This is a genomic window from Lichenifustis flavocetrariae (genome assembly GCF_026130545.1).
GTDB classification, from domain to species: domain Bacteria; phylum Pseudomonadota; class Alphaproteobacteria; order Rhizobiales; family Beijerinckiaceae; genus Lichenihabitans; species Lichenihabitans flavocetrariae.
Window position 1 is genome coordinate 539,938 of sequence record NZ_JAMOIM010000001.1, and the last position, 25,518, is coordinate 565,455.

General features: G+C 62.2%; 37 protein-coding genes and 1 tRNA gene. 14 read left to right on the forward strand and 24 right to left on the reverse strand.

The genetic code is table 11. The features are described from left to right. Nucleotides 1-120 precede the first annotated feature (120 nt). The 7 genes from M8523_RS02430 (at nucleotide 121) to M8523_RS02460 (ending at nucleotide 4,596) form a co-directional block, all read left to right on the forward strand. Nucleotides 121-420, forward strand: a complete 300-nt coding sequence (locus M8523_RS02430) for a DUF4164 family protein (RefSeq protein WP_282583216.1) — start codon at nucleotides 121-123, stop codon at nucleotides 418-420. Between the two features lie 18 nt (nucleotides 421-438). After that, nucleotides 439-807: a cell division protein ZapA gene (locus M8523_RS02435; RefSeq protein WP_282583217.1), complete on the forward strand. Its 369-nt coding sequence runs from the start codon at nucleotides 439-441 to the stop codon at nucleotides 805-807. Between the two features lie 97 nt (nucleotides 808-904). Beyond that, nucleotides 905-1,699: an inositol monophosphatase family protein gene (locus M8523_RS02440; protein WP_282583218.1), complete on the forward strand. Its 795-nt coding sequence runs from the start codon at nucleotides 905-907 to the stop codon at nucleotides 1,697-1,699. A gap of 105 nt (nucleotides 1,700-1,804) precedes the next feature. After that, a complete protein-coding gene (locus M8523_RS02445; RefSeq protein WP_282583219.1) occupies nucleotides 1,805-2,776 on the forward strand; it encodes a flagellar motor protein MotA in 972 nt (323 codons plus the stop codon). Then, entirely contained in the window at nucleotides 2,776-3,804 is a 1,029-nt protein-coding gene (locus M8523_RS02450; protein ID WP_282583220.1) for a peptidoglycan -binding protein, read from the forward strand. Before M8523_RS02445 ends, M8523_RS02450 begins: the two co-directional genes overlap by 1 nt. Continuing rightward, nucleotides 3,801-4,271 carry a GNAT family N-acetyltransferase gene (locus tag M8523_RS02455; RefSeq protein ID WP_282583221.1) on the forward strand — a complete coding sequence of 157 codons (471 nt, stop codon included), beginning with the start codon at nucleotides 3,801-3,803 and terminating at the stop codon, nucleotides 4,269-4,271. The genes M8523_RS02450 and M8523_RS02455 overlap by 4 nt, the downstream gene beginning before the upstream one ends. Nucleotides 4,272-4,519: 248 nt before the next feature. Beyond that, nucleotides 4,520-4,596: transfer RNA gene (locus tag M8523_RS02460), tRNA-Arg, on the forward strand. Between the two features lie 113 nt (nucleotides 4,597-4,709). On the opposite strand, the gene M8523_RS02465 is transcribed toward M8523_RS02460, so the two are convergent. Both M8523_RS02465 and M8523_RS02470 read right to left on the reverse strand, forming a co-directional pair. Beyond that, entirely contained in the window at nucleotides 4,710-5,297 is a 588-nt protein-coding gene (locus tag M8523_RS02465; protein ID WP_282583222.1) for a hypothetical protein, read from the reverse strand. Continuing rightward, entirely contained in the window at nucleotides 5,290-5,553 is a 264-nt protein-coding gene (locus M8523_RS02470; RefSeq protein ID WP_282583223.1) for a hypothetical protein, read from the reverse strand. The genes M8523_RS02465 and M8523_RS02470 overlap by 8 nt, the downstream gene beginning before the upstream one ends. Nucleotides 5,554-5,937: 384 nt before the next feature. Here M8523_RS02470 and M8523_RS02475 point away from each other — a divergent pair, with 384 nt between their 5' ends. Both M8523_RS02475 and M8523_RS02480 read left to right on the forward strand, forming a co-directional pair. Further along, entirely contained in the window at nucleotides 5,938-6,471 is a 534-nt protein-coding gene (locus tag M8523_RS02475) for a hypothetical protein (RefSeq protein ID WP_282583224.1), read from the forward strand. Between the two features lie 247 nt (nucleotides 6,472-6,718). Beyond that, nucleotides 6,719-7,429, forward strand: a complete 711-nt coding sequence (locus tag M8523_RS02480; protein WP_282583225.1) for a hypothetical protein — start codon at nucleotides 6,719-6,721, stop codon at nucleotides 7,427-7,429. 368 nt (nucleotides 7,430-7,797) lie between these two features. Here the strand turns inward: M8523_RS02480 and M8523_RS02485 are convergent, their stop codons facing one another. Continuing rightward, nucleotides 7,798-7,965: a hypothetical protein gene (locus M8523_RS02485; RefSeq protein WP_282583226.1), complete on the reverse strand. Its 168-nt coding sequence runs from the start codon at nucleotides 7,963-7,965 to the stop codon at nucleotides 7,798-7,800. A 59-nt stretch (nucleotides 7,966-8,024) separates the two neighbouring features. After that, nucleotides 8,025-8,489, reverse strand: a complete 465-nt coding sequence (locus tag M8523_RS02490; protein ID WP_282583227.1) for a hypothetical protein — start codon at nucleotides 8,487-8,489, stop codon at nucleotides 8,025-8,027. 94 nt (nucleotides 8,490-8,583) lie between these two features. Between M8523_RS02490 and M8523_RS02495 the strand changes: the two genes are divergently transcribed. Together M8523_RS02495 and M8523_RS02500 are read left to right on the forward strand one after the other, a co-directional pair. Then, the gene (locus M8523_RS02495) at nucleotides 8,584-9,030 is read left to right on the forward strand and encodes an NUDIX hydrolase (RefSeq protein ID WP_282583228.1); all 447 of its coding nucleotides are present in this window, start codon (nucleotides 8,584-8,586) and stop codon (nucleotides 9,028-9,030) included. Between the two features lie 32 nt (nucleotides 9,031-9,062). Continuing rightward, a complete protein-coding gene (locus M8523_RS02500) occupies nucleotides 9,063-9,509 on the forward strand; it encodes a C40 family peptidase (RefSeq protein ID WP_282583229.1) in 447 nt (148 codons plus the stop codon). A gap of 177 nt (nucleotides 9,510-9,686) precedes the next feature. Here the strand turns inward: M8523_RS02500 and M8523_RS02505 are convergent, their stop codons facing one another. Further along, the gene (locus M8523_RS02505; protein WP_282583230.1) at nucleotides 9,687-10,247 is read right to left on the reverse strand and encodes a hypothetical protein; all 561 of its coding nucleotides are present in this window, start codon (nucleotides 10,245-10,247) and stop codon (nucleotides 9,687-9,689) included. A gap of 69 nt (nucleotides 10,248-10,316) precedes the next feature. Here M8523_RS02505 and M8523_RS02510 point away from each other — a divergent pair, with 69 nt between their 5' ends. Next, the gene (locus M8523_RS02510; RefSeq protein WP_428349658.1) at nucleotides 10,317-10,574 is read left to right on the forward strand and encodes a hypothetical protein; all 258 of its coding nucleotides are present in this window, start codon (nucleotides 10,317-10,319) and stop codon (nucleotides 10,572-10,574) included. An 853-nt stretch (nucleotides 10,575-11,427) separates the two neighbouring features. Here the strand turns inward: M8523_RS02510 and M8523_RS02515 are convergent. The 17 genes from M8523_RS02515 to M8523_RS02595 all read right to left on the reverse strand — a co-directional run bounded on the left by M8523_RS02515 (nucleotide 11,428) and on the right by M8523_RS02595 (nucleotide 22,733). Then, nucleotides 11,428-12,459 carry a diguanylate cyclase domain-containing protein gene (locus tag M8523_RS02515; RefSeq protein WP_282583231.1) on the reverse strand — a complete coding sequence of 344 codons (1,032 nt, stop codon included), beginning with the start codon at nucleotides 12,457-12,459 and terminating at the stop codon, nucleotides 11,428-11,430. Nucleotides 12,460-12,626: 167 nt separating this feature from the next. Beyond that, entirely contained in the window at nucleotides 12,627-12,893 is a 267-nt protein-coding gene (locus M8523_RS02520; protein WP_282583232.1) for a helix-turn-helix domain-containing protein, read from the reverse strand. Between the two features lie 197 nt (nucleotides 12,894-13,090). Continuing rightward, nucleotides 13,091-13,441, reverse strand: coding sequence for a hypothetical protein (locus tag M8523_RS02525; protein WP_282583233.1), 351 nt, complete (start codon nucleotides 13,439-13,441; stop codon nucleotides 13,091-13,093). A 111-nt stretch (nucleotides 13,442-13,552) separates the two neighbouring features. Next, nucleotides 13,553-13,834, reverse strand: coding sequence for a hypothetical protein (locus M8523_RS02530; protein ID WP_282583234.1), 282 nt, complete (start codon nucleotides 13,832-13,834; stop codon nucleotides 13,553-13,555). Then, a complete protein-coding gene (locus M8523_RS02535; RefSeq protein WP_282583235.1) occupies nucleotides 13,834-14,247 on the reverse strand; it encodes a hypothetical protein in 414 nt (137 codons plus the stop codon). The genes M8523_RS02530 and M8523_RS02535 overlap by 1 nt, the downstream gene beginning before the upstream one ends. 2 nt (nucleotides 14,248-14,249) lie before the next feature. After that, nucleotides 14,250-14,687, reverse strand: coding sequence for a hypothetical protein (locus tag M8523_RS02540; RefSeq protein ID WP_282583236.1), 438 nt, complete (start codon nucleotides 14,685-14,687; stop codon nucleotides 14,250-14,252). A 10-nt stretch (nucleotides 14,688-14,697) separates the two neighbouring features. Beyond that, entirely contained in the window at nucleotides 14,698-15,816 is a 1,119-nt protein-coding gene (locus M8523_RS02545; protein WP_282583237.1) for a hypothetical protein, read from the reverse strand. Nucleotides 15,817-15,818: 2 nt separating this feature from the next. Beyond that, complete coding sequence (locus M8523_RS02550) at nucleotides 15,819-16,055, reverse strand: hypothetical protein (protein WP_282583238.1); 237 nt, start codon at nucleotides 16,053-16,055, stop codon at nucleotides 15,819-15,821. A gap of 85 nt (nucleotides 16,056-16,140) precedes the next feature. Next, the gene (locus M8523_RS02555; protein WP_282583239.1) at nucleotides 16,141-16,641 is read right to left on the reverse strand and encodes a hypothetical protein; all 501 of its coding nucleotides are present in this window, start codon (nucleotides 16,639-16,641) and stop codon (nucleotides 16,141-16,143) included. 230 nt (nucleotides 16,642-16,871) lie between these two features. Continuing rightward, on the reverse strand, nucleotides 16,872-17,087 hold the full coding sequence (locus tag M8523_RS02560) for a hypothetical protein (protein WP_282583240.1): 216 nt from the start codon (nucleotides 17,085-17,087) through the stop codon (nucleotides 16,872-16,874). 420 nt (nucleotides 17,088-17,507) lie between these two features. Continuing rightward, entirely contained in the window at nucleotides 17,508-18,659 is a 1,152-nt protein-coding gene (locus tag M8523_RS02565) for a helicase RepA family protein (RefSeq protein ID WP_282583241.1), read from the reverse strand. Continuing rightward, nucleotides 18,656-19,555 carry a DUF7146 domain-containing protein gene (locus tag M8523_RS02570; protein ID WP_282583242.1) on the reverse strand — a complete coding sequence of 300 codons (900 nt, stop codon included), beginning with the start codon at nucleotides 19,553-19,555 and terminating at the stop codon, nucleotides 18,656-18,658. The genes M8523_RS02565 and M8523_RS02570 overlap by 4 nt, the downstream gene beginning before the upstream one ends. Next, nucleotides 19,552-19,932 carry a hypothetical protein gene (locus M8523_RS02575; protein WP_282583243.1) on the reverse strand — a complete coding sequence of 127 codons (381 nt, stop codon included), beginning with the start codon at nucleotides 19,930-19,932 and terminating at the stop codon, nucleotides 19,552-19,554. Before M8523_RS02575 ends, M8523_RS02570 begins: the two co-directional genes overlap by 4 nt. A 260-nt stretch (nucleotides 19,933-20,192) precedes the next feature. Continuing rightward, nucleotides 20,193-20,393, reverse strand: coding sequence for a hypothetical protein (locus M8523_RS02580; RefSeq protein ID WP_282583244.1), 201 nt, complete (start codon nucleotides 20,391-20,393; stop codon nucleotides 20,193-20,195). Nucleotides 20,394-20,396: 3 nt separating this feature from the next. Then, nucleotides 20,397-20,636: a helix-turn-helix transcriptional regulator gene (locus M8523_RS02585; RefSeq protein ID WP_282583245.1), complete on the reverse strand. Its 240-nt coding sequence runs from the start codon at nucleotides 20,634-20,636 to the stop codon at nucleotides 20,397-20,399. Nucleotides 20,637-20,734: 98 nt separating this feature from the next. Then, complete coding sequence (locus M8523_RS02590) at nucleotides 20,735-21,544, reverse strand: hypothetical protein (protein ID WP_282583246.1); 810 nt, start codon at nucleotides 21,542-21,544, stop codon at nucleotides 20,735-20,737. Next, entirely contained in the window at nucleotides 21,528-22,733 is a 1,206-nt protein-coding gene (locus M8523_RS02595; RefSeq protein WP_282583247.1) for a tyrosine-type recombinase/integrase, read from the reverse strand. Before M8523_RS02595 ends, M8523_RS02590 begins: the two co-directional genes overlap by 17 nt. A 465-nt stretch (nucleotides 22,734-23,198) precedes the next feature. Here M8523_RS02595 and M8523_RS02600 point away from each other — a divergent pair, with 465 nt between their 5' ends. Together M8523_RS02600 and M8523_RS02605 are read left to right on the forward strand one after the other, a co-directional pair. Next, entirely contained in the window at nucleotides 23,199-23,396 is a 198-nt protein-coding gene (locus M8523_RS02600) for a hypothetical protein (protein WP_282583248.1), read from the forward strand. Between the two features lie 30 nt (nucleotides 23,397-23,426). After that, entirely contained in the window at nucleotides 23,427-23,624 is a 198-nt protein-coding gene (locus M8523_RS02605) for a short-chain fatty acyl-CoA regulator family protein (protein WP_282583425.1), read from the forward strand. Nucleotides 23,625-23,658: 34 nt separating this feature from the next. Here the strand turns inward: M8523_RS02605 and M8523_RS02610 are convergent, their stop codons facing one another. Continuing rightward, on the reverse strand, nucleotides 23,659-24,552 hold the full coding sequence (locus M8523_RS02610) for a DMT family transporter (RefSeq protein ID WP_282583249.1): 894 nt from the start codon (nucleotides 24,550-24,552) through the stop codon (nucleotides 23,659-23,661). A 284-nt stretch (nucleotides 24,553-24,836) separates the two neighbouring features. Then, nucleotides 24,837-25,358: a YcxB family protein gene (locus M8523_RS02615; protein ID WP_282583250.1), complete on the reverse strand. Its 522-nt coding sequence runs from the start codon at nucleotides 25,356-25,358 to the stop codon at nucleotides 24,837-24,839. Nucleotides 25,359-25,518 lie beyond the last annotated feature (160 nt).

Sequence of the window (25,518 nt, forward strand, 5' to 3'; positions counted from 1 at the left end):
CCGAATCAGACGGGGTGGTTCGGAAAACGGCCGCCCCGCGGGACGACACCCCTTTTCAAGCCGCAGCTTGTACGGCAAAGCTGTTGCCGCCGCTACAGGCAAGGATGGCTGTTTTGATCCATGGCGTTGCCCGACCGCTTGCACAATGCCGTCAAGAGCTTGACGTCCGCGCTTGATCTTCTGGACGCCGCCGTTGAGCGGCGCATGCAGGCCGACGCGGCCCGCGGGGATCTCGAACAGGAACTGTCCGTTATGGCGGAGGACCGCGCGCGCCTCGCCGACGATCTCGACCGGGCACTCACCAAAACCGAGCGTGTCGAGCGCGCCAACCGCGCGGTCGCGGAACGTCTCGATCGCATGAGCGAGGCCTGCACGGCGCTTCTCGATCAGGCCCCGCCCGAAGAACCTCCGCAGCCCTGACCGCGATATAGAAGAGCAATGGCCCAAGTCAGCGTTTCCATCGCCGGTCGCAATTATCGCATGGCTTGCGACGATGGCGAGGAAGGCCATCTCACGGAACTGGCGGCGCGCCTCGACGCGAAGATCACCGAGCTTCGAGGCCATTTCGGCGAAATCGGCGATCAGCGCCTGACCGTGATGGCAGCGCTGACCATTGCGGACGATCTCAGCCGCGCCGACCAGAAGATCGAGGATCTCGAAAGCGAAGTGAAGCGCCTGAGCGGGCTCGACGCGGAGATCGAGGCGCGGGTCGCCGCGGCGGGCGAAGCCGTTGCGGGCTCGATCGAGGAAGCCGCGCGGCGGATCGAACGTGTGGCACGGCAGCTGGACGGCGCCCGCCGGCCCTGAACGCGCATCGTTCCACCGGCCCTGGAAGGCCGCAGGGGTGGCGCTTTGCCGCCGAATTTGCTTTGACGCCGCCTGCTTCCATGCTTGGACCTGTCTTATGATCCGTTCCGCCCTGATGACCGTCATGACCGCAGCCGCCCAAAAGGCGGGGCGAGGCCTCAAGCGTGATCTCGGTGAGATCGAGAACCTGCAGGTCTCGATCAAAGGGCCAGGGGACTTCGTGACGGCCGCCGACAAACGGGCCGAGAAGGTCCTGTTCGAGGAATTGTCGCGCGCCCGGCCCGGCTATGGATTCATCATGGAGGAGGGCGGGGTCGTCGAGGGAACGGACAAGAGCCACACCTGGCACATCGACCCACTCGACGGCACCACGAATTTCCTGCATGGCCTCCCGGTCTTCGCCATTTCGATCGCGCTGGTGCGCGACGAGCAGATCGTGGCGGGCCTCATCTTCAACCCGGCAACGGACGAGATGTATGTGACCGAGAAGGGGCAGGGCGCCTTTCTCAACAACACCCGGTTGCGCGTCGCGGCGCGTCGCAACCTGGCCGAGTCGTTGATAGGCTGCGGCATCCCGCCGCTCGCGAGGGCCAAGCATCATCCCGTGTTCCGCGCCGAGTTCGGGGCGCTCCTGGCGGTTGCCGGCAACATGCGGCGCCTGGGTTCCGCGGCCCTCGATCTCGCGTCCGTGGCCGCCGGGCGGTTCGATGGCTATTGGGAGCGCAACATCCATAGCTGGGATGTCGCCGCCGGCATCCTCCTGGTGCGCGAGGCCGGAGGGTTCGTCAGCACGGCCGACGGCAAAGACGACGTCCTCGACGGCGGCAGTATCGTGGCCGGCAATGAGTATATTCACCGCAACATGCTCGCCACACTTCGGCAGGCGCATTGAGCCAAACGATCCGTGGCGGTTTCGCGTGAGTTCCCGGAACCATTCTGTTAAAGGTTGCAAAAGGCTGTGCGGGAGCGCGCGCGTGGCCGCAACCGGATCGGATTGATGGCCTCACGTGGTGATCCCTTTCGCCTGTCCTCACCCCGGGTCTTCCTGGTCAGGATGGTGGTTTTCCTGATCCTTGTCGGCTTCGTGGCTCTGATCCTCTATCGGCAGATCCAGACAGCCTTCCTGGCCAATCCGGCCCTCAACGGGCTCATTTTCGGCGTCGCGGCAATCGGTGTGATCCTTGGCTTGCGACAGGTCATCCGCCTGTTTCGCGAGGTGCGGTGGGTCAATGGACTCCGGCAACAGACCAACGACGCGCCCCCGCCGGTTCTGCTGGCGCCGCTGACCACCATCTTCCGCCAGGGATCGACGGATCGCGCGATCCCGACACTCACCCTGCGCGCCGTGCTCGATGCGGTCGGGTCCCGGCTCGACGAGTCTCGCGAGCTCGCGCGCTACCTCACAGGCCTGCTGATTTTTCTCGGCTTGCTCGGGACCTTCTGGGGTTTGCTTGCAACGGTGGGCTCGATCTCGGGCGTCATCCAGTCCATGCAGGTCACCGGCGATGCCGGGACGATGTTCGACGATCTCAAGAATGGCTTGGCGGCGCCGATCGCCGGCATGAGCGTCTCCTTCACCTCGTCGCTGTTCGGCTTGTCGGGCTCGCTCGTGCTGGGCTTTCTGGACCTTCAGGCCGGGCAGGCGCAAAATCGTTTCTTCACCGAACTGGAAGACACGCTGTCGACCTTCACCACCGAAGCCGCCGGTGAGGGCTCCGAGGCTGCGGCCGTCGCGCTTCCGCCGGGGCTGCAGGCCGCGCTCGACAAGATCGCGGCCGGAACCGACCAGTCGAGCAGCCGGGCCGCAACCGTTGCCATGGCCAATCTCGCCGAGGGCATCCAAGGGCTCGTGCAGCACATGCGCTCGGAGCAGCAATTGATCCGCGACTGGGTCGAGACTCAATCGAGCCAGAGCAACGAGACGCGCCGCCTGCTGGAACGCATGGTGCGTGAGAAGGAGATGCGCTGATGGCGCTCGCCCGCGCCCGGCGTAGCCACCGTCAGGTCGACTATTGGCCCGGCTTCGTCGATGCGCTGTCGGTGATGCTTCTCGTCATCACCTTCCTGCTTTCCGTCTTCATGCTGTCGCAGTTCTACATGTCACGTGAGGTGACCGGCAAGGACTCGGCCTTGAGCCGGCTCAACCGGCAGATCGAGGAACTGACCTCACTGCTGGCGCTGGAACGGTCGAAATCGACCAGCGATCAATCGAGTCTCGCCTCGCTGCAATCGACGCTCGATGCGACCACCAAGGAGCGGAACCGCCTGCAGGGCGTGATCGATGCCGGCGTCCTGGCCGGTGCGTCGGAGGCCGCGCAGGCGAGCTCCGAGACTGCCGCTGTGGCAAAAGAAAAGGACAATACGGCGCGGGCGTTTGCCCAGATCGATATCCTGAACCAGCAGATTTCCGCCCTTCGCAAGCAATTGTCAGCTCTGGAAGACGCGCTCGGCGCTTCCGAATCGCGCGATAAGGAGAGCCAGGCCAGGATTGCCGAACTCGGATCCCGCCTCAATGTGGCCTTGGCCCAGAAGGTCCAGGAACTCGCCCGCTACAGGTCGGATTTCTTCGGACGGCTGAGGGAGATCCTCGGCAATCGGCCCGGCATCCGGGTCGTCGGCGATCGCTTCGTGTTCCAATCGGAGGTTCTGTTCGACTCGGGGCAAGCCACCATGAGTCCGGACGGGCGGGCTGGAATGGACCAGCTGGCCGCCGCCATCATCGATCTCGAGCGTGAGATCCCACCGGACATCCCGTGGATCCTGCGCGTCGATGGCCACACCGACAAGCGCCCCATCACGTCGCCGCAGTTCAAATCGAACTGGGACCTGTCTGCATCGCGCGCCATCGCGGTGGTGCAATATCTGGTGACAAAGGGCGTCGACCCGCAGCGGCTGCTCGCTGCCGGTTTCGGTGAGTTCCAGCCGATCGACCCCGGCGACAGCGAGGAAGCCTTGCGCCGCAATCGACGCATCGAGCTCAAATTGACGGAACGGTGACCCTTTCGATCCGAGAGGCGGACGATCGCGATTTTGCGGCGATGGTCGATGTCTGGGCCGAAGCCTGGACGGCCCTGCTGCCTCACATCGACTTTGACGCACGTCGGCCGTGGTTCACCCAATACCTCGGTACATTGCGACAAGAGGGCGCCATCCTTCTTGCCGCTTTCGATGCGGCGGACCGTGTTCAGGGTTTTGTGACGGTCGATCCTGGCAAGCAGGAGGTCGACCAATTGGTCACGGCTCTTGCCGTGCAGCGGCGCGGTGTCGGGCGACAGCTTCTACACCTGGCCAAGGAACGGTCCCCTGTTGGCTTATCGCTGACCGTGAATGTGATGAACACGCGCGCGCTTGGCCTCTACCTGAGCGAAGGCTTTGTGGTTGTCGGCGACGGGGTCAGCTCACGATCCGGCCTGCCGGTTCATCACATGCGCTGGACTGGTTCCGAGGGTCACGCACTCGTTTGAACGTGCAATCGGCTGGCGCGGTGCGTGCTCGCTGAAGCACGACTGCCATCGTCATCTCGACGAGCGGTCGATCCGGCCGGGATACGTTCCTGTGAGGGACGCCCACATGTCGAACCCTGCGCTCATCGATGCCAGAACATTGGACGCGTGATCGCGTTAAACCAGTTGCCAAATGCCGCGCGACCCACTAACTCTCCGCCCATGGTTGACCAAAGCGCGCTGCGGCCCGTTTCTGGTTCATCTTGTGCGCGCTCGTAGCTCAGCTGGATAGAGCACCAGACTACGAATCTGGGGGTCAGGAGTTCGAATCTCTTCGAGCGCGCCAATGAAATCAACCACTTAGATGCCCTTTTCAGATAAGTTTGCTTCCGGTAGAAACGACATCGGAAGCATATCGGAAGCAGGCCGACCCCCGCGAAGAAGGCCGGGCCAGGGATGTCAGTCAGCGAAGCCGATTACGCGGAGGGTGCTCGGCGGCGGCGCCGCAGGCTGGCCAAGCATCTCGGCAAGGTTCCTGCCGGCGCGGCGAGCAACCGATTTCGGATCCTCGGTGTAGCGCTTGCGGCGCTTCACCGGCCGGCGCCAACCGTCCTGTTCTTCGCAGCTTTGCTCATTCGGGCGCCCAGCCCAATCCCTCTGATCCAGCCGCGAATCGAGGGCCGCAAGCGAGGGCTCGTTGTCGGGCTCCTCATCGTGTGGCTGGCTTTGGATGCAAGCGCCTTCGTCTTCGCAGACAGGCTCGCAATCATCGAATTTCGGTGATCGCTTGCCCGCGGCCCATCGGCGCTGGTCAAGCGTGCCAACGGTCACCACACATGAGCCGCCCAGGGAGGACGTCCCCATCCATCCTTCCGGCGAGCCAAGCGTCGGCTCGACCTCGGGATCGCCGTCCAAGGCGTCGAGGGCCTCGATCAGGATCTCGATCGCGGCTTCTGCTTGCTTCCTTCGGAGTCGAGCCAAGGTGCGCAGCGTGTCGGGCGAGAAGGCACCGTCAGCCAGAATGTCTGAGAGCTGATGATCAAGCATCGCGCCCTCCCTTGAAAAGGAGGACTCCAGGATGCGCCTGGACAAGGCCGGCGCGCGGCGGGGCTGCAGCGGCGAGCCTGATCGGGCTGGGCGGGATGAGGATGTCGAGCAGCTCATACAGCCGAGCCGTAGTGCGGTCCCGGAGCGCGCTTAGGGCCAGGAACTCGCTTTCGAGATCCACTCGGCAAGGAATGCGGCCGACGGCGCCAAGTGGCGGACCGTCAGGCATAGGTGTGCTATTGGCGGGAGCAGCCATGGCGAGACTCCAAGAAGTTTCGGTGTGGTCAGGGCTGGATCGGAAGGTTGCACCCTTTCGCCCAGCCCGCCTTTCTGGTACACCTTTATCATGGACACGTCAATAAAGGTACACCAGAAAAAAGGACGCGGTCGTCCTGCGACAGGGCGAGGCCCCGCAGTCACATCCAGACTTACTGATGAGATTGTTGCCGGACTCGATGCCTACTCCGACCGTCAGCCAGATCCCAAACCCTCGCGCTCTGAGATGATTCGGAAGATTTTGGAAGACCGGCTTGTCCATGAAGGGTTGATCGAGGCAGGTCCGGCGGTCGGGACGCGAACCTAGCTCGAGGTCACCTGCTTAGGATTGGAAACAGCGAAATCAAATGACGGAAGGTTCAACTTGAGCAATCAGGATCCTGATTTCATTTCCGGAAGGATGGACGACGCCGAGAAGGCCTATGCTGATCGCGTCCATCAGGATCGGTCCAAGGCAATCGAATTCTCGAAAGATTACGGCACCGCGACCATCCGATCGCTGTTCCTGCTGAATGGCGGTGCGGCGGTAGCAGTTCTCTCCCTCATTGGAGCGCTCATCGCCCGGACGACCGACGCATCCGCGTTGCTTGCAGCGAAGCTCGTGAATGGGGTTAGCTTTGCCCTGTGCTCGTTTTGCGTAGGTCTCGTCTTCGCGGTTGTGCCTATGGCACTCGGCTACATCAACTTCATGCTGATTGCACACACGGTTCCTACACCGCTGGAACTATTCGCAGCCTACCTTCGCAACTTCGAGCACAGCCGATCAACGGTTCAGGCAAACAAATGGGCTATCCGAACCATGTGGATGGCCATCGTCGCCGCATTTGTGTCTGCCGCATTGTTTAGCCTTGGAGTTTTTCTGGTATACCGCGCCTTTGACAAAGCCACGAGCGGCTGAATCAACTAAGGCCCCAAACTAACCGTTTCGCGCGGCATGAGGTTTTTTGCGTACGATCCGGTAGGCGCGTAGCGACCGCAAGAGTCTGGCGGAGCGACGCCCGGGTGCGGAAGGATGGCGAACCATACGGCCAACCCGAGTGCCCCCGACGCTTCGTAATTAACCAAGATTGACAATTTGTCATGTCTCCACCGTAACTGGATTCCCAATTCGAAAAAGCTCGAATGGCGAAAAAAGGAGGAGGCGCATGCAAAGCAGTCTTTGGGCGGGCTTGGCCGTAGCGACGGCCGTTATGATCCCAAGCATCTCACAAGCGCAGACACTGAACCTGAGCTTCAGCGGTCCAGGTGTGGCTGCCGCGTTGACCCTTACGGTCTCACCCGATCCGAATACCGGCCCGTTGGGTACTTCGCCGAATCAGTACGACCCTGTTGGCGCGTATACCATCGATTCGGTAAGCGGCACGTTTTCCGACACCAACAACGGGCTTGGCATCACGAATGCAGCCGTAACCGGCTTTGCAAGTTTAAATCAGGTGGACCCGGAGCCTGGCAACCTGCTTGCGCCCGCTAGTTTTAGCCTCTTCACTGTCACCAATGGCGTTGATGATGGCTCCGGACACCCCTCACCGGGGCTTCACTACGACAATCTATTCTATCCAAGCGGATCGCCGCAGACCGCGACCGACTATCCGTTCCACGGTGGCGCGTTCGACATCTACGGCCTGGTGTTCACAATTGCCGGCGGTGATGCCGTGAACCTCTGGAGCAACGGCAATACGCCCGGCGGCCTGAACTACGGGGTTGCGGTTACCGACGGGGCCGACGTCTTGGATTACACAAGCGGTGTGTCAGCAGTCCCGCTTCCATCCTCTGCCCCCATGTTCGGCGCGGCTCTCCTGGCCCTCGGTGCTATGGGCTATGCGGCTAAGCGCAAGAAGGCTGCTGCCGCAGCCTGACACCGCTTGTTAAAGCCTCCTGGCCGCGGTCAGTAGGCAGGCAAGTCAACGCGAGACACCCGCGGCGAGAGCTGCGGGTGTTCTTGTGCGCAGCGTCGTACTCATCAGCCAGCCACATCTTGGCCTGGCCCTCGATCAGCAATGCATCGCCTTGGGCCTTGTAGGCGGCGGAGATCCCGTTCACCTCGCGTCAACCCTGATCCAGCATTGTGGCCCGGCAGACGCGCCGCCGCGTACCTCAGATATACGGATGGCGGCGCGTCGGCACGCCTGCTTCGAGAGGGTTGGCCGGGCCGCCCGGCACTGTCGTGCTTCGCCAGCCGAGAGGTGCGCTCTCTAACAGTCGCGGCCTGTCATCGGGAAGCAACTCACTTGCCTCGCGACACGCTCGCGCTCAGATCTTCAATCGGCCGTGGCTTGGATCCCACTATCACGATGATCGCGCTGAGGATAAAAAGCATGATGTAGGGGAAAATGCTTTGGCGACGGATGCGGACGAATCGGCGTGTTTTGCGAGGGGGAAGATTGCTGGGCATCCAAGCATCCTACCTTTTGCAGGTCGCTACATTGAGGTCGCACTGCACTCCGCAATTCATCAAATCCCGCCGATGACCTTTGCCATGACCACGAGCACGACGACGCCTACTAACGCCATCATCGCGACAATGGGCCAGACCTTCTTGGCGACGCCTGAGGACGGGTCGGCTCGAAGGGCAGCTTTGCTGGTTGATGCCTCTTGCCGACGAGCCAGCGCGATCTCTTCTGGTAGGGGCGAATGGCCACCGGCTTCATCGTCAGTGCCAAGTGGTGAGAGGCCAAGATCATGCACGGCGACACCTTCGCCGGCCCGAGCGACGTGAATGTCTTGCTTCAACTGGGCAACCGTGTCGCTGCCGCCTTGTGCTGATGTCTTCATGCGGAAGCAACGTGCAAGCGGTGAAAACGTATCTGCGCACATCGCCGCAGTAGAAAGATACAAAGGCAGATCGAGCCAACAAAGCCGGTTCAAGTTGGTGTCGAGGCTGCCGCGGGATCCTTGCGCGAGGCTGGTGCGCGTCAATTCCGACAAACCTCGACCGCACGGTGATCCACGCTGGCACATGGTATGAGGCTTATCACAGACAGGCCTCCAACCATACGGTACGCTCCCGGCTGTGAAATCGGCAAAGGCCATTCCCCTCAAACAAGTCGCCGCGCTCCCGTTGATGGTGGACGGACTCGGCGGCGTGCGGGTGATGCTCATCACTTCGCGAGAGACCAAGCAATGGGTCATCCCAAAAGGCTGGCCTATGAAGGGGCTGAAGGATTGGGAGGCCGCAGCGATCGAGGCCCGGCAAGAGGCCGGTCTCGTGGGAAAGGTGAAGCGAAAGCCGCTCGGCAGCTATTCCTACTTCAAGCGCTTTCCCGACCGGTTCGAACTCGTTCAGGTGACGGTCTACCCGCTTTGGGTTCAGCGCGAGCTGGATGATTGGGCAGAGCGGTGCGAGAGGCAGAGCTTCTGGCTGGCACCACGGATTGCGGCCGACCTCGTTCAAGAGACCGACCTGGCGGAACTCATCCGGCCGATGGCTGAAATCGGGTCAGGTGTGCTTGCTATCTAAGTCCGGTTTTCTCGCTTTGCCCAGGTGACGAAGTGGTTGCACTGATTGATCGCTGGTATGATGAAAAACAGCTTTCTCCACGAGAGCGGCTTGTCGCAGTGGCTCGCTGGTTCTTGGGAACTCCGTACCAGTTCGGGGCCAAATCAGCTAAGCCGCTTGATGGCCTTGCTCTTCATAAGCTTCGGCCGACGGATTGCTCCGGTCTCGTAAGGGCGATCTATGACGAGGTGTTCCCTGAGGCTGGCCTTGCTTCAAGGAAAGACCTTGGTGCCCAGGCGTTGCTGACCTGTCGGTTATTTCAAGATGTCGAGAGCCCCGACAAAGGAGACATCATTTGTTGGAAAACGCATGTCGGAATCGTTGCCGATCCAGGCGGCCGAACGATGATCCACGCACCTGGAGAGGGAAAGCCAGTCCGAATCCAGGATTGGAAATGGATGCCGGCCAATCCGACCTTTCGTAAGTGGCAGGATCTCTGACACCCGTTCACAGCCCGGACTGCCGGTTACAGCGCTGACACGCAATCCCGCGCGCACATTCCCCGTCAGGGGGAGCTCGTGAAGATGGTTGTCTTAGGCGCTGCGCTTGCCGCGATGATGGCGTGCGCGGGTTGCGGCGCGCGTACATCGGAATAGGCCCTTCGCCCGACGGCTTCATCAGCCGGGTCGCTCGAAAAGTGCCCCGCATTGCTCATAGACCGATTGCGACCGGCGCCGCGGGCATTCCGACGTCAAGATGACCAGGAGATCCGTCAACCGCGCGTCGCCGCCCGGGATGGACAAGCGAAGGTGCTCGACCAGGAGAACGTCGCGGCGCCCGCATCTGGCACAGGCCACGATGATCTCGGGATGCGGCCACGTCGAGAGCCGAGGCACCTCGCCAGGAAGCCGCGGCTGGGAAGCGGCAGGCCGTTTCGGCACGTCTTCACGAGCGGGAGGCCGGCGGCGATGCACCGGCTCGTTCGGATGATCGATCGGCGGCAGGTTGTGGTCGAGATCGACGAAGCGGGCGCCGCAGCGCGGCTCGTACTTTCTCGGGTTCGAGCGCCACCACGGGCAGTCGTGTGCGAGGTCGGCAAGAAGGCCCTCAAGGCTCTGCTCCGGACCGTAGCGGGCCGCCAGGCGGGCCAAGCGGTAGCAGCCGCGCCGATCGCACAGCACGCAATTGATCCGCACCACGACCCAGGGATATTGCGCGAGTGTCTTCGGGCGAACCATCTGCCAGAATGTGAACAGATAGAGAACGACGACAAGGGTTCTGCTACGATCGCGGCAAATGGTCGGGGGATGATGATGACGAACGTGACCTATTACGTCGTGGTGCCTTTCCTGCGGGATGAGGACGGCATGTTGTCGCCGGGAGAGGCAAAGGAAGCACTGAATAGCGAAGCGGCCCGGCGCCGTGCGCAAGCCGTGGCGACGGCGACCGGCAATGTCGGCGCCATCGCATTCTCACGCACGGGTGATCCGGACAGCGGTGACTTCGCGGAGGGTGTAGTGCTCGCCAGCTTCGGTGAGGTCGACCCGGATGCGTTGGGAGGATAGCGTCTCGTCAAGCCTGATCGCGTTGACCCTATCGAAGCCTTGCGCCATCTCGACCCCGAGGGCGCCCTTGCCGGACTCGACCTTACCGACGCGGAAGGGATGGCGATCCGAGCGGCGTGCGCTCTGGTCGGCATGCAGCGAGATCCGCCGGTCGCGGTAATGCCGCGGTCCGGGCTGCGCTTATCGACTACTTGATCGGCGTCGGATTGTGGCCGGCGGCGAGGCCGAAGGTATGACGGCGATCGTGTTGCTGCAGCGTGAGCCACCGGCGCGGCCAGCGATGTGGCGATCCATCACATCAAAAGTTAGTGGCGATGGTCCATAATACCGTGATCGCTACATGGCCGGGCCCGCATGCTGCACACGATCTGGCTCTGGATGATCTTGCCAGCCGTCAAGGCGGACGCGGATCGGCTTATGGCTGCCAATCCGTATCGAGCTCTCGCCGCTGCGATGGCAGGCGCGAAGGGCGACTTGGAGGCAACCGGTGACGGGCACTGGCACGATGTCGCGGCCGAGATCAAGCGCCGACGAAGCCGTGCTTCCCGCATGTGGTCGCGATGTCTGTGAGCGCGATGGCCGAATTCCAGAGAGGTGAGACACCGGGCGCAGGACGCGGACACGCCCGGCGTAGGGTTGCGGCCTGATGAGTATCTTGCCGCATCGGAATAGTGGCACAAGAGGTTGGAAGTCGAGCCCACGTCCGGCCCCGCGGGCCGATCGAGGCTTTGGGCGGCGATCAAGCCAGCGGAAGCAAACACCGAAGCGTGGCTCGCAGGTGGCACTTCTACGACCTGAGGACAGCGTCCCAGGACTGAGAACCGCTGCCGCTGAGGCTTAAACTCCGCCCCGCTTAGCCGTTTTGCTCGATCGTGTTCGTTGCATGCGATACGAACGTCCGGGAGAGATTTCCGCCGGCCTGCTTTGCTTGATATAAGGCGAGGTCGGCGCAGCGGATCAGACTGGTCGGGTCGGAGGCATGGAAGGGGACTGAGGCAATGCCGATCGAGCTCTTGATGGGCACGATGGTCCCGTCAACCGCGAACGGCTCAGCGAACGCCGCAAACACGCTACACGCAATATCCTCGGCGCACTTCACCGTAGAATTAGGGCTGAGTAGAATCGCAAATTCATCTCCCGCGACACGAGCCACAAGGTCGGTTTCGCGGACGGCACTCTCTAGGCGGCGGGCAACCTCGCAAAGGAGAGCGTCGCCCCCCGGATGCCCGAACCGGTCGTTCACGGCCTTGAAGCGATCAAGATCTAGATAAAGCAAAGTGCACGGGCGCTCCAACTCCGCTGCCAGGACGGCAGCCTTCAATTTTTCCATCAACAGACGGCGATTGCAAAGCCCGGTCAGCGAGTCGATTGAAGCCGCTTCCAGCAGAGCCAATCCATTTTTGTGCAACTCAAGCACGGCCGCGACGCCTCTGGCCATCTCCTTGAGACGGCTTCGTTCTTCGTGCGAGAGGGTGCGGGCTTTTACGTCGCCGATGCAGAGTGTCCCGATCGCATGATTGGAACTTGATCTCAGGATAGCTCCTGCATAGAAACGGACGCCATTCTCGACGAGGGGATGGTCCTTGAATCGGTCGTCCTGCGACAGGTCGGAAACCACCATGATGTCGTTATCAGCTTCGATTGCATGCGCGCAGATCGAAGTGATGCGCTTTGGTGTGTACAGGGGAAGTCCGATGAGGGACTTGAAACATGTGCGATCGGCATCAACGAAATTGATCGCAGAAATTGGCACGTTGTAGAGCCAAGTGCTCAATCGCGTGAACAGATCAAATCGGGCATCAGGCTGCGTGTCTAAGATGCTGTAGCTGTGCAACGCCTCCAGGCGCGCGGCCTCGTCCGAGGGAATCGGTGCTTTTGCAACCAAGGCATGCTCCTAGCAACGATGGCGGCCCGCGCACCGTTCTGCTCACAGGACTAATCAAAAAGGTTGCGGAGAGGTTCTTTGCTGCTAGCGGGGGACAGCAAACCTCAGGATAGGTTAACGAACGATCCAAAAAAGAGAGCGGCCGGACGGACCGCAATCCAGCATCTTCAACGATGGGGCGCGACGGGCCGGCGGCGCACCAACGCCTCAATCGCGATGCGCCACACGCCGCCGACCATGACCCCGGCTCCATCGCTCGCGCGCCGTCGCACCGTCCGTTCGCTCACGCCAAGCACGCGGGCCGCGTGTTTGATGGTGACGAGTTTGTCGGATGGTTCCGGCGCGGCGGCGTTCAAAGCGGCTCGAAGAAGGTCGAGGCCGGTCTGCATCGTGTCGAGCGCTTCGACAATGCGCGTATCTGAGACTTGAGCCACGCTCACCCCCTTCTTCGGGCAGGAAAGACTGGCACGAGGCCAGCCGAATGGAGCGGTTCAGCCGCTCGGAATTGATGCCGGATCGTGCCGGCCTTATCCGCGGTGACCCGTGAGGGTGCGCTGAGCCGCGGAGGCTGGCTTGCTGCTGTCGGGCGGCCCGGCGGCACCCTCAAGGAGGCCCCAGCGCATTGGTGTGCTCAGGCGAAAGCGTGCTTCCCGGCAAAACGCTCGGCGAAATACATGATGGCGCGGATCGCTGCCTGAGCGCCGTCGCTGTATCGAACGCCGATCAGACCGCCGTGTCCCTCGGCTGAGCAACGGCTCATGCGCTCGAGCGTCGCTTCGGGCATCACCTCGAAATCGTGGCGTAGAACACCGATGACCGCATCGAACGAAGCTACGATGGCTGGGACATCGGCAAAGCCGTCGAGCGTGGCTTCATCGGGGAAAGCCAAGAAGCCGTCGAAGGCGGCGCGCAGCGCAGGCAGGTCTCCAGTCGCGACGGCATTTCTGACAGAATCGGGCGTGATCACGGTGTCGATCTCCATTGGAAAGTGCCGGCCACGCCTCGGAGAAGAGGCCGCCGGCTGTCGGGGTTTTGGACCACTCGCCGACTTGGTCACCCGCGCCCGAGGAAGAGCACGCGGATTCTGGAAACTTCATCGCGGCCCGGGGTACCTGCTGAGGTTCTTCGGCAAACCACGGCGCTGCGATCCGGCCGGGCCGGTCAGGCGGTGCATGTGGCGTAGATTGTCACAAGGGAGGCGCTGGCCGAAAACAGCCTTCACGGCGTCGGACATGACGACTTCACGGGGCGTGTTCCTGCGAATGTAGACGTCGGCCTGCTCGATCGGCATGTGGGCGAGGTGGCAGATTTCGCGGATTTTGGCCTCGTAAGCCTGCCGCTTGGGATCTGGCCGAAGCTGGACGACTTCGCCCATCAGCGCTTGACCGGTTCCTGGCCGTGGGCGCGGAGCATCCTCTCCATGTTCGCGCGGCTCATGGCGCGGCCGTCGAGAGCGTCAGACTTCGGAGCGGCACTCGGAAGTGTGCTGGCCTTCGGATCGATACCGGAGCGCCGAACCTGGGCAAGCATGTCGTCATGGCTCAGTTTTCGGCCGTGATCGGCCATCATCACGTCGAACGCCCGCGCTTTGCGCGTCACTTCGGCAGGATCTTGAGCGGCAGGCTTTGGCGCGGCAGCGCGCGGTGCTGCGGCGACCGGAACAGGCGTGTCGTACCCGGGGATGTGCCCCATTGGCTTGCCGGCACGGCCGAGCGCAAATTGCGCGGCGGTGATCGGATAGGGGCGGCCGCCGATGATCGCCATAGGTCGGGTGTTGTGTGCGCTCATGCTCATTTCCTTTCATTGAGTTTTGCTCTGGCCTTGGCAGCGGCTTCGGGACCGTGCTTCTCCTCGATCTGCTTCAGCATGCTTTCCCGCATGAGAGTCCGACCGTCGGGTGCGCCATTGCCGGTCGGCTTCTTGTTGTCGACCAGGTTCGCCTCATCGGCATCGGCCATTGCATCGAAGATTGCGGTGCGCGCCTGGGCAATCGACAGGCGACCAGAGAGCACGCGATCCTTGATTTCCGCCGTGATCCCGGGCCGGTGCTCGACCATCGCCATTGTCGGCCGCAGCGTCGCGAGCACGTCAAGACGGGTTCGCGCCTGGGCCACGGTCGCGTTCTCTCGGATCAGCGTCGCGATCATCATCGGCTGCTCAGCATCGATGCATAGATCCGCCAACAGGGCGGGATCGCGGGAGTCGTCTGGGTGAGGCGAGCTCGTCATGCCGCCCTCCCTACGCCGCGATCTGCGGCCGATCGGCCAGCCACTCCGCGCGGCGCCGCTGCCATTCGGCATGGCGCCACGCTTCCAGATCCACACCGAGGTCGCGCGTGTTGTGAAGATCGAGCGGGTCACCTTGAGTGACCCTGGTCGCCGCGCGCTCGCGGACGGCTTCTACCGCGGCTTGACCCTCGTCAGAATCGGGATCAAGCGCGAGACCAGACTCCATCAGAATGTCAGCCACTGGCGCGGGGATGTCGTGAACCCACGCGGACAGGATGCGCGGCTGCTGATTCCCATCGCGGTAGTGGCATGGTTCCGTCACGAACACGCGGCGCTCGCCATATCTCACATCGTCGAGCTTCGGCTCCGCCCGATCGGTGCCCTTTCGCAGCTTCCCCGCAATCGCCCGCATCGGGTCGCTCAGTGCGGTGCGCGCCGTAGTGCCGTCGAGCGGCGCCAGGACGGGAGTGTGCTGACCCGCGATGTGACCGGCCGCAGCTTGTTCGGCGTCGACCACGGCGAGCGTCGGCAATGCGGTGATGATGAGGTGGCCGGCGAGGCGTGACGCAACCACGGCAGGGTCCAGCGGCGTCTCGATGATTCTGTGCCGACGGGCATCGAAGAAGCGCGGCAAAAGCGCCATCTCGCCATTCCAACCGGCCATCGAGGGAGGATCGTACAACTCGGCCATCTGAGGCGGGATCGCGGCTGCGAGATCCTGACGGGCCCGGTCGAGGTCGGCGGCGATCCTGACGACGCGCGCAACGATGCCGTCGACCGCCTTGGCCTGCGCTTCCAGGTCTGCGGCGGCGGCCTCTCGCTGCTCGGCGCGTTGCAATGCGGCCACCCGGGCGCCCAGTTCACCGAGGCGCGCCTGGATTTCCTGCCCAGCGTCGGCGGCAGCAGCCATCGCATCTTGCGCTTCACGACAGGCACGATCGGCGGCAGCCAAATCTTTGACAGGCGGATCGTCGTGCTCGGTCAGCAACGTGCGGCGGGCGGAAGCGGCCGTCTGAAATGCAGAGGACGCCGCATCGTGCCGGGCCTGAAGAGAGGAGCGGCGGCGCTGGAGGCCGGCCAACTCGGATTCGAGGTCAGTGGTTTTTGAATTTTGGGACGTTTTCGGCACGGTCAGTTCCGGGTCAGATGGGCGGGAGGACGGCGGGGCGCGGTAAGGCCGAGGTGGGCGTGATCGCGCATGCGTGGGAAACTTCGCCCATCACGCGCAAGGGCCGCGACGGTGGCGAGGCGCACATAATCCGCCATCGTCTGACGCTGGGCGGCCGCGGCGGCTCGAACAGCGTCCTTCAGTTCAGGACTGGCGGCGACCGTGAGGTTTTCGTGGAGGGAGATAACATCGACAAGCATGGGCCCGAGTATCAGGGGCACACCGAACCGGGTCGATTATGCAAAAGTGGTCATCGGGCCGAGGTTTGGTGCCGGTTGGCTTCCGCTATCGTCGGGCAGGTGACGGCACTTCGGTGGCCTTCGACGATCCAAGTTCGGTGAGGACCTTGCGAATCTCGACGTCAATTTTCAGAACGTCGGATGACGAGAGCTGTGGCAGCACATCGCGGATACGTCGAGGCAGTGCCAAAAAGCGGGATCGCGCCTTGGCGATGATGTCGGACCAGCGCGATTCCACTTCCACGATCGAGACCAATTCTCCGCGAGCCTGGGCGTTCTTGATTTTCTGGCCCTCGGCTTGCGCTTCGGCGAGACTAGCCCGCTTCCCGGTCAAGTTCATATGCAGCGCTGGATCGACGTTCCGGCCGGCTGCCACGTCACGAAGGTGACTGGCATACTTGCGGATGCTGGCCTGGAGATCGTAGCGGCCACGCTCGGCTCGAACGACGAAGCCCTTCTCTGCCAGATCACGAACTGCTCGATCAGACAGGCCGAGCCACGAAGCCAACGTCGCGGCCGATACTGTCGTTTCATGGTTTTCGGTCATTGCGGCGGCGGAACCCTGTTTGAAAACTTTGTCGCGAGGCAAAGGCCGGGAACCATAAACCCGCGACCTGTTTGAACCCGAGGAAGGACCCAGAATCCCTGGTGCTGCCAATCCGCAACGTCTCGCCACGGCACTCAGACGGCTTGGGACCGCCGCCATTGCCAACGACCCGCCGAGGGCAGTCGCCTTCGCGCGGTCGCCACCGGTGAAGTCTGACGCCTCAGTGTCCATCAGCTTTGCAGCAGCGAGAACGACCGCCGCCGCGCCTCATCCGGTGACCGCTTCAGCATCACAATACCATCGCTCAGCTCGTCGAACGCCACATCGATCATCTCGGCGACCTGTGCGTGCGGCAGATCACGCCGCGTCGCTGCTGCTGTGCGTTCGATCAGAATGCGCGCCGCTTCCAGGCCTTCATTGAAGCCGTCGATCTCAGTATGGGTCATAGGCGCACTGTCGCGCGAGCTCGGCTTCCTGACGAGTGGCCAAAAGTGGCCAACCTGTTCGGCGACGAGCGACTATGCCGCCGGCTTTGCATCCGCATCCTCGTCCCATGAGGCTGTGCGGGTTCGTGTGGCTGGTTCGCGGCGCCGGGAAGTTCTCAGCTTCACGCATCATCGCGAGGTGGCGCTCTGCTTCCGTCACGACCCCTGAGGCTCGGTGTGCAGCACATCAGCGTCAAGCCCGGGATAGCTTGTTCACGGAAGCTTTCAGACCATGAACGGCAGGCACCCGACCCGGAGGAAACAAGGAAACACCTCTTAAAGAGGTGTGTTTCCATGTTTCCATGTTTCCGGGCCGGTCATCAGATGCCGACCCAGGAAACATGGTGCCATGTTTCTCAGTGTTTCCAATGTTTCGAAGCATCAGCTTACCAGCCAAATCCAATTGCCCCACTGACCGAGATACCCGTCGCCAGCGAGCGTCCTGATGTGCCGATTGAGAGTGGAGTTGCGAACCTTTGGCGCCATGCCCTCCAGGAAGCCGAGTTGGTCGGCGTAGCGTGCAAGTGTCTGGCGTTTAACGCCCTTTGTGTTGAAGGGAACGTACTGGCTATGTGGAACGGCCTCGCCGGCCTCATCAATCGCCATCGACGCAGCCTTGACGAACTCAGACGCCTGACCGGTGAGCTTCTTTCGTTTCGACTTAACGGCACTAGAAACATGTCGCGGTGTTTCCAAGAGGTCGACTACGCAGGTGGTGACAGGATCGTTGTCCTCATCCTGACCAACCTCGACGGTCCTCAATCGGAATGGCCAGGAAACATCATCCTCGCCGTCCTTTTGCTTCCCCACTCGGATTGTTTTACCGCCCTCGCCAGAGAGGATTTCCCACTCGGCGTTCGTGGCGCCATGGAGTGCCGAAGAGCCACGCATGCCGCGGTCGGTTCCGCTTTTCCCCGTGTGGTGGATCGGCACGACCAAAGCGTCGAGATCCGCGCCGATCGCCTCCGCGTTGCTGACAAACAGGCCCATGTCTTTGGAACTGGACTCGTCGGCGCCGACGATTGATCGCGCGAGCGTGTCGAGGAGCACGAGCCCGGGCTGAAATTTCAGGACAGCGCATTGTTCGCGCACCTCGCGAATCAAGGTCTCGGCATCGCCTTTCTCGACGCCAAGATTTGGCGCAACGGTGATGAGGCCGAAAGGAGCACTGATGGGGATGTCATGCGCTTCTCGCGCGGCCGCGACCCGTTTCCTAAAGCCTGTGCCACCTTCTGCTGCGACGTAGATCACGCCCGCTTGTCGAACTCGTCGGCCTGCCCAATCCTTGCCGGCCGCTACATGCAAGCTCATGTCGAGAGCCACGAAACTCTTGCCACAACCTGGCGCTCCGTAGAGAACAGCCAAGCCGTGAGACGGCAGGAGTCCCTTGATCAGCCACGAGCCGGTCAAGACAGGCCGAATGGCCGACAATGGTTCGATAAGGAAGCGAGGCGGCTTGGCCGGCCTGCTGGCGTCCTCCGGCTCGTACCGGCGGGTTGTCACGTAGGCGGCAGGATCGAGCCCTTCCGTCATGTGACGCCTCTTAAGGCGTCATTCACGTCGGAGCCAATTCGCGGCTCGACGACGATCACCTCCCGTCCGGCCTTGAACCACCTACTGGCGCATTGCTCAATCGCGCGGGTGCTGGCTTCGTCGCGCTCGGCCAGCACCGTCAGCGCCTCGACCCCCGACAGCACCGGGAAAACCCCGATGGCCCCGGCCGAACCCATGGCCCAAGCAGGCCGGAAGCTAATCATGCGAGCGGCGAGTGTCGTTTCGATTCCTTCGCCGATGGTGAGCCCGGTGGTCACAACGTCATCAGGGTCGAGTTTGATGGCCGTCCCTGCCGCGCGACCAAGCACCATGCGGCCAAGCTTCACGCCGTCAGCCGACAGGCGAGTCCGGTGGACGGCCGTGATCCTATCAGTGTCGACTTGGCGGAGTGCCGCCACCATTGCGGGAACGCGAAGCATCTCGCCGGTTGCTTTTTCCTTCCACGGACATGCGGGGTGAAAGCGCAGCGACGCGCCAACTGTTGCCGCGTCGAGGTTGAGTGCGCGCCCCACGAGGTAGTGCTCCACTGGCGTCCCGCGCGGATCCTGAGCCTCATCCCAGATCGCTACAGCCCGCTCGATGCGGCCCTCGTCGTCCTGTACTTGCACGGCGGCATGCGGGACCGGAGCCCCTGTGCGCTCACGCCGAACGCCTTGTGGCAGCCCGAGCCGCTCTCGGACAAAATCCCGGCAGGTCCGGAAATCGTCCCCCGAATGGCTGAACACGATGAACCCGTCGGGCGAGTTGACCGAGTAGCGCACTGAAAGGCTTCGATCGCTGCGGCTGTGCCCGGGCCCGGGCGCCAGCACCGCTCCGCGCACGACTTCGCCGCCAAGAATGCGGGCGACGCGGCGAAGATCGAGCGCGCCGATCACGCCGAACCGCCTGGCTGGCTTGCCTCGAACAGGTGATCGAGGCGCTCGGCGAACTCAGTGACCGCGGCTGACTCGGTTTCCTCGGCGAAAGCGCTTCCTGTCAGGCCGAATTGGGCCAAGCTATCGCGGATTCCAGTAGCCAACAAATTTACGGCCGCCTCCGGAAATTCCGAAAGCCATTCGAATACTACTTCGGCTGTAGTGTCACTCGCGCTCTCCATTTCGGCGATCATCTTGAGAAAGACCGTATGGGCGCAATCTCTGCCGGTGGCTCGGAAATAGCCAATGAGGTGCTCAGGACCTTTGCCGGCGGCACAGGCCTCATCAACGCCGGCCGTGAAATCGCGGTGCAGCCGCTCGATGGTTTCGACGCTCATTTCGCGCCCCCATCGTTACGCACATCAACGGCGGCGAGATCTAAGAAAAGTCTGCCACCCCTTCGAACGCCGCGGCGCCGAGCCCAACGCCGTGCCGTCGTCACTGAGACGCCAAATGATGTGCGGCGACTTTGATTGGCGCGAGCGTGTTCTCGAGCTGGCTAAGGCGTGTTCGCGCGGCTTCGAGCTCTTGAAGCGCTTCTTCGAAGGTGGACGGTATCGGGCCGCAAGCTCGATCCAATGTCGCCGACGAGGAGATCTCACCCACGGGCGCCTCCCCAGGCCAGTTCTGCGACGATCCGTGCTCGATTAGCAGCGAGGCCGAAGCGGGCGACCAGCCATTTTTTTTGGATTTCAGGGACAGACGTGCTATCTTCGATCTTGGAACAGGCCTGCAAAACCATTCCGTCGAAGCCCTGCACGCGCACCCCGCTTGCGGGGTTTCGTGTTTTCTGAGTCATCGGTTATGCGGCCTCCTCAATCACGCCAACGAGTTTTGCTGCGACATGCGCCGGCCAAGCGACTGCGCGCCCGCCGATGCGAATTGGTTCGGGGAATTTGCCGGTTCTGTAGAGCCGGCGGATGTGAGCGATGCTGAACCCGGTCAGCTCCGCCATTTGCTTGACGTTCAGCAAACGATTGCGCTCAAGCAGCGGTGGCAAAACCACCGGCTCTGGCGCGTTGCTTTTGGAGCGGTACGCCATTTCTGTCCTCCACCACTACGACATGCAGCGGCTTACAGACGCAAATTTGCGCTCGAGTGCGCTTTACGTCTCCGGAAGAACTCGGAAATCCCGGAAAACTACTTCTCGGGCTTTTGGTCCAGCCCTTTGTAGAGCTCTGCTACGAACCGATCGAGATCACGGGGGTCAGGCACTTTGCCTTGGCCCTTGAACCACAGCCCTACCCGTTCCGCGAACACTGCTTTCACAGGTGGATAGTCGTAATGCATGCCATATGCTGCTGCGAAACCGGCAGCCGATGGCCAGTCATACTTCTGTGCAGCGCCGAGTCTCTTTGGCGCCGTGTCGTCGAGACGTCCTCGCGTAAATGGCTCCCCTGAAGGAGCAGATTTCTCTGATATCAACAGCGGTACCACTTCGTGACGAAGCACGAAGACACCTGCAAAGATGATGGTTCCTTCAGCATCGAACGCATTGAAGCTACGGTCAGGACCAATCGAAAGTTCTCGCCAAGCGTCATAAGCGATCGGGCGCACCACGCCCTCAGCATCCGTGCCGAACGCCCGCAGGATGCCCTGAGCGAGGTCTGACTTCAGCATCGCCTCTGCCTCTTGAAGGCTCATGACTTGGCGCTCATCGGTCTCATCGCGCCAAAGATCGCGTCCCCAGAAGCCGAACCGCTCCCACTGCTCCCGCGTATGCCCAAGATCACGCCATGCGTAGAACAACGAGGCCAAGGGCAGCCACCACACACTGTTCGTGGTTATGTCGTGGAGGTCCTGCCATCCTTCATGCGGAAGAGGGAGACCTTCTCGAGCGCATTTCTCTTCGGCTTCGACCGGCGTCGTTTCACCGGCGCGAACTGTCCGGACGAGCGTACGCATCTGCTCAACAACCTCGTCGCGGGTGCGGTCAGCTTTCGACGTCATGCCCTGTCCTTGTCAGCTTTGCTATCCGCTCGGCCCATAACGCGAGTGCTGCCCGCTTGTCGGCCGCATAGGTCGCCCGATTGTAGACACCTGCCACCCCGGCCCTGTGCCCGCTGATGTGGTTGAGCACCGCTTCAATCACATGCGGCAACACGCCGAGGTCGGCCATACGGGTCGCGGTCGTCCTGCGGAGATCGTGCAGGCGCCAGGGTGTCAGAATGGCCTTGTTGCCCCGTTCTGCCTTCAATGCCGTGAGCATGCGAGCGTCGAGGTCCACTTTCGCCTTAGACCATCCGCTGAACGGACCTGCACGGGAGCCGAAGACAAGATCCCGGCCGTCACGCCGCGGAAGCTCGGCCAGCACCTCGGCAGCGAGTAATGAGAGCGGCACGTCGTGCGGCAGACCGTTTTTTGTGCGCGGTCCTGGAATCGTCCATACGTTACCCTGCAGTTCGCTCCAGGCCATCCCGCCAACCTCGTCACGTCTGCAGGCTGAGAGCACCAGCATGCGCACGATGGCGCCGTAGTCTCCGACCCCGGCGCAGCGCCACACGAGGATCAGCTCCTCGTCGCTCAACACTCGATCGCGGGTGACCTCATCGGTGGCTTTGTTGGTGCCGGCGACGGGATTGTTTTCAGCCAACCCTTCGCCGATCGCCCATGAGAAAAAAGCGGACAACGCTGCTCTGGCTCGGTTCGCGGCGAACGGACCGTTTTCACGTGCGATCTCGACCAGACGAGCTGACACCAGGGCACGCGTGATGGAGGACAGAGGACGTTCGCCGAGCGGCTTCCAATGCTGCCGAAGGTGACGCTGCACCTCAGCAAAGCTGCCAGCCTTGAGCCGTTTGACCGCGTGCCTGGCGAGGTAATCCTCGGCGGTTCGCTTCAGTGTCACAGCGGCCTGCGTACGTGCCACCTCGGTCTCAAGGGCAGGATCGATCCCCAACGACACTTTTGCCAGCATGGCCTTGGCTTGGGCCCGCGCTTTCTCCGCGTCGAGCTGCTCGACGGTTCCGATCTTGAGCCGCCGCTGTCGCTGCCCAACCCGGTACTGGACAAACCAAGTCCGCCGCCCACCGGGGTGCATACGAAGTCCGAAGCCGGCAAGGTCGTCATCGTAGACGATGTGCTCGGCCCTGCCGGTCGGAAAGGTCAACCTCGAAACGTTCGCCTTGGTCAGCTTCATCGGCAACCGGAAGCAAATCGGAAGCAACGGTGCGCCGCCTCTTGCTCCGATTTGCTCACAAAAATCTGAGGGTGTCACGAGAAAAGCGAGGAAAGTCAGTCCTCTCGCATTCTCATGCTCACTCTTGCTTCTTCGCCGTCTAAGACTACGAATCTGGGGGTCAGGAGTTCGAATCTCTTCGAGCGCGCCAATTCCGAACGGACGGGTTCCTCGGGATAGACTCGGGCTTACCCGCGACACTCTTCGGAAGTGCGTCGCTTCTTGGCCGTTCGCCGCGCTCTAGCTTCGTTGACGGAGCACTTGCCCCCGCGAACAGGTAAGGGCCTTGCTGACGGAAAGCAGATCGGCGTCGGCCAAGTGCGTTCGCATCTGCGTTGAGAGGATCACGACCTGCTCGTCCGAGATGCTCGCCGGTGCCGACCGAGCCGGACCGAAGGCGGGGATCGATGAGGACATTCCAGCGCGATGGCGGTTCAGAAGCCTGGACTGCTCGCGCGTGAGCGGATCGTCGATCCCAAGCAGATCGCGCGTCGGCGTCGCGGCGTCCATGTTGCACCGATCGCCTTCAGCTCTTTTACGTATAAAATCGCCGACGCGTCCGATCGCACGGAATGCCCTATCGCCAAGGCTGTGATCAAGGGCGGCCAGAGCCATAACGCGTGAAGCGGCATTGCTCGATCGGTCTCGGCCCACATCGGCCATGCCGGCGTGATGGTCTATTTCGACGGGGTCGATCTCGATCGCCCCGATCGCGCGGTGCCGATCGGGATCGGCTGCCGCCTCCATTGCGACCAGCGTGCCCACTCGGCAGCCGGCCATAGCCTACAGATCGACGATCTGCAGCGCATGAAAAGCCTCTACGTGGTACCGCCCTTGCCGGACGAGCAATGAGGTTGGCCGGCGGCTCCGCCGACGCAACCGGCCGTCAGACCGGCGGCGTCAAGGGCTGATCGTCTGGCGAGGCGCGATGCCATGTCGACAGCACGCAGGCTGCGATGATCACGAGAGCCCCAAGGATCGTGAATGTGCTCGGCACCTCACCAAAATAGAAGAAGCCGAGTAGCGAGGCCCACACGAAGGCCGAATATTCGAGCGTCCCCAACGTTCCAGCCGGTGCTCTCGAATAGGACCAAGCGAGACACAGGTGGCCAGCGGTGCCGAGCAGACCCGAAAGCACGAAGATGGCGACGTGCGCCGCCGTGGGGGCTTGCCAGCCCGCAATCATGACGGGGGCGGCGAGCAGGAACACGAAGATATTCGAGAGCATGACGATCGTGATGCTCGAATCCGCGCCGCCCGTTCGGCTGATCAAGACGTTCGACAAGGCGTAGAAGAACGCACAGGACAGAGCGGCTCCGACGCCGACGAGATCGAACACATGATCCGCGTTGCTGCCCTGGCCGGCGGCGATGATACCAACGCCTGCCAGCCCGAACACGATGCCGAGCTTCAGTTTCGATGCGACGGGCTGACCGAGCATGAAATAACCCAGCGCCGCCGTGAAGAAGGGTGCCAAAAACGTGAGAGAAATGGCTTCCGCGAGCGGGAGACGGGCGATGGCCGTGAAGAACGATCCGGCCGTGAGCAGCACGACGACGGCACGCAAGAAATTCCGTTTCAGAGCCATGCTGCCAGGCAGGGCTTCCCGGGCTGTCCTGAAAACCGCGAACGACACGGCCATCCCGGCCGCGTAGCGGAGCCCGATCACTTCCGCCAAAGGATAGGCGGCGGACACCGATTTCATGGCCGCATCCATGCAGGACAAAATCAGGACTCCGAGGCCTGTCACCAGGATCGGCTTCCGCGAAACCACGCGCATCTCAGGATCCTGAAGTCAAAACATCGGGCGACGCCCAATGGTCCGCGAAACGACCATCGTCGCAGATACTGGAGCGCCAGTTGATGCAGGGTTGCTATCGACGGCGGCGACCGTAGTGGGTGAGCGCCACGACTTCAACGAGCCGAGCCGCCTTCTCGACGGGATACACTGCTGGCCGATTGCATCGAAGCCGTCGAGTAACGGAGAGCCACGCACGACAAACTTTGAGTCGCGTGCGTCAGTTCCGGAAGTGATTGCCGGTTCGTCCGAGCGTGTCGTGGAACCTAAGCCTGCCCAGCCATGAAGAGCCGCCGGACGTCGTCAACCTGAGAGCCAGACAGGAACCGTTTCGGCACGAATTGGAACAGAGCGTCCGACTGGTAGAACAGCATGACATTCCCGTCTTCCCGCAACTTTCGGTAATGCTCCCAAGGCGTGAAGGTTGTTCCGGTTTCGGAGGTCGACCGCAGGCCGTTCACCTCGAACGCGACATCGATGGGCTGCTGCAGCGCCTTCTGCTGCGCGTGGATCTTTCGCGCCGCCCTGGGTATCCGAAAGCGGATCATGAGGCGAGGCACCGTGATGCCTCCCAATGCGGACGCGAGCAGCACCACAGCGATCCCCGTCCAATCACCAGGCAAGCCAATCACCAGTAGGATGGCTTCGAGAACGAGCAATACCGTCACAGAAACGAGGGCAGGCTTGCGCCAGAGTTGATCCCGGTAGTGCAGCTGGTAGGCGTGGACTGTGTCGAGCGGGTCCAGCTCGAACTGGATCGTCAGGATCTGCGCGATTTCGTCGGACATGGATTCGGTCGTGTGCGTCAGGGCGGTAGGTTAGCCCCGGTAGCAATGCGGAGCGACCTGCGTCAACGTGATCCTGAACGACAAAACGCCCGCAGCATCAGCCACGGGCGCGCTCTTCGAGGCCGGTTGAGATCAGACCGCAGCCATCACCTTCCGCTTC

What these genes read in the sequence shown, in the direction of transcription:
- M8523_RS02530 (WP_282583234.1), bottom strand. Translation starts at nt 13,834, where the DNA reads ATGGGCGAAGTCGTCCAGCTTCGGCCAGATCCCAAGCGGCAGGCTTAC.
- M8523_RS02565 (WP_282583241.1), bottom strand. Translation starts at nt 18,659, where the DNA reads ATGACGGAAGGGCTCGATCCTGCCGCCTACGTGACAACCCGCCGGTAC.
- M8523_RS02575 (WP_282583243.1), bottom strand. Translation starts at nt 19,932, where the DNA reads ATGAGCGTCGAAACCATCGAGCGGCTGCACCGCGATTTCACGGCCGGC.
- M8523_RS02435 (WP_282583217.1), top strand. Translation starts at nt 439, where the DNA reads ATGGCCCAAGTCAGCGTTTCCATCGCCGGTCGCAATTATCGCATGGCT.
- M8523_RS02560 (WP_282583240.1), bottom strand. Translation starts at nt 17,087, where the DNA reads ATGACCCATACTGAGATCGACGGCTTCAATGAAGGCCTGGAAGCGGCG.
- M8523_RS02580 (WP_282583244.1), bottom strand. Translation starts at nt 20,393, where the DNA reads ATGACTCAGAAAACACGAAACCCCGCAAGCGGGGTGCGCGTGCAGGGC.
- M8523_RS02510 (WP_428349658.1), top strand. Translation starts at nt 10,317, where the DNA reads ATGATGATGACGAACGTGACCTATTACGTCGTGGTGCCTTTCCTGCGG.
- M8523_RS02535 (WP_282583235.1), bottom strand. Translation starts at nt 14,247, where the DNA reads ATGAGCGCACACAACACCCGACCTATGGCGATCATCGGCGGCCGCCCC.
- M8523_RS02615 (WP_282583250.1), bottom strand. Translation starts at nt 25,358, where the DNA reads ATGTCCGACGAAATCGCGCAGATCCTGACGATCCAGTTCGAGCTGGAC.
- M8523_RS02450 (WP_282583220.1), top strand. Translation starts at nt 2,776, where the DNA reads ATGGCGCTCGCCCGCGCCCGGCGTAGCCACCGTCAGGTCGACTATTGG.
- M8523_RS02555 (WP_282583239.1), bottom strand. Translation starts at nt 16,641, where the DNA reads ATGACCGAAAACCATGAAACGACAGTATCGGCCGCGACGTTGGCTTCG.
- M8523_RS02445 (WP_282583219.1), top strand. Translation starts at nt 1,805, where the DNA reads ATGGCCTCACGTGGTGATCCCTTTCGCCTGTCCTCACCCCGGGTCTTC.
- M8523_RS02485 (WP_282583226.1), bottom strand. Translation starts at nt 7,965, where the DNA reads ATGCCCAGCAATCTTCCCCCTCGCAAAACACGCCGATTCGTCCGCATC.
- M8523_RS02430 (WP_282583216.1), top strand. Translation starts at nt 121, where the DNA reads ATGGCGTTGCCCGACCGCTTGCACAATGCCGTCAAGAGCTTGACGTCC.
- M8523_RS02600 (WP_282583248.1), top strand. Translation starts at nt 23,199, where the DNA reads ATGGCGGTTCAGAAGCCTGGACTGCTCGCGCGTGAGCGGATCGTCGAT.
- M8523_RS02595 (WP_282583247.1), bottom strand. Translation starts at nt 22,733, where the DNA reads ATGAAGCTGACCAAGGCGAACGTTTCGAGGTTGACCTTTCCGACCGGC.
- M8523_RS02525 (WP_282583233.1), bottom strand. Translation starts at nt 13,441, where the DNA reads ATGGAGATCGACACCGTGATCACGCCCGATTCTGTCAGAAATGCCGTC.
- M8523_RS02465 (WP_282583222.1), bottom strand. Translation starts at nt 5,297, where the DNA reads ATGCTTGATCATCAGCTCTCAGACATTCTGGCTGACGGTGCCTTCTCG.
- M8523_RS02470 (WP_282583223.1), bottom strand. Translation starts at nt 5,553, where the DNA reads ATGGCTGCTCCCGCCAATAGCACACCTATGCCTGACGGTCCGCCACTT.
- M8523_RS02480 (WP_282583225.1), top strand. Translation starts at nt 6,719, where the DNA reads ATGCAAAGCAGTCTTTGGGCGGGCTTGGCCGTAGCGACGGCCGTTATG.
- M8523_RS02505 (WP_282583230.1), bottom strand. Translation starts at nt 10,247, where the DNA reads ATGGTTCGCCCGAAGACACTCGCGCAATATCCCTGGGTCGTGGTGCGG.
- M8523_RS02440 (WP_282583218.1), top strand. Translation starts at nt 905, where the DNA reads ATGATCCGTTCCGCCCTGATGACCGTCATGACCGCAGCCGCCCAAAAG.
- M8523_RS02540 (WP_282583236.1), bottom strand. Translation starts at nt 14,687, where the DNA reads ATGACGAGCTCGCCTCACCCAGACGACTCCCGCGATCCCGCCCTGTTG.
- M8523_RS02590 (WP_282583246.1), bottom strand. Translation starts at nt 21,544, where the DNA reads ATGACGTCGAAAGCTGACCGCACCCGCGACGAGGTTGTTGAGCAGATG.
- M8523_RS02550 (WP_282583238.1), bottom strand. Translation starts at nt 16,055, where the DNA reads ATGCTTGTCGATGTTATCTCCCTCCACGAAAACCTCACGGTCGCCGCC.
- M8523_RS02610 (WP_282583249.1), bottom strand. Translation starts at nt 24,552, where the DNA reads ATGCGCGTGGTTTCGCGGAAGCCGATCCTGGTGACAGGCCTCGGAGTC.
- M8523_RS02585 (WP_282583245.1), bottom strand. Translation starts at nt 20,636, where the DNA reads ATGGCGTACCGCTCCAAAAGCAACGCGCCAGAGCCGGTGGTTTTGCCA.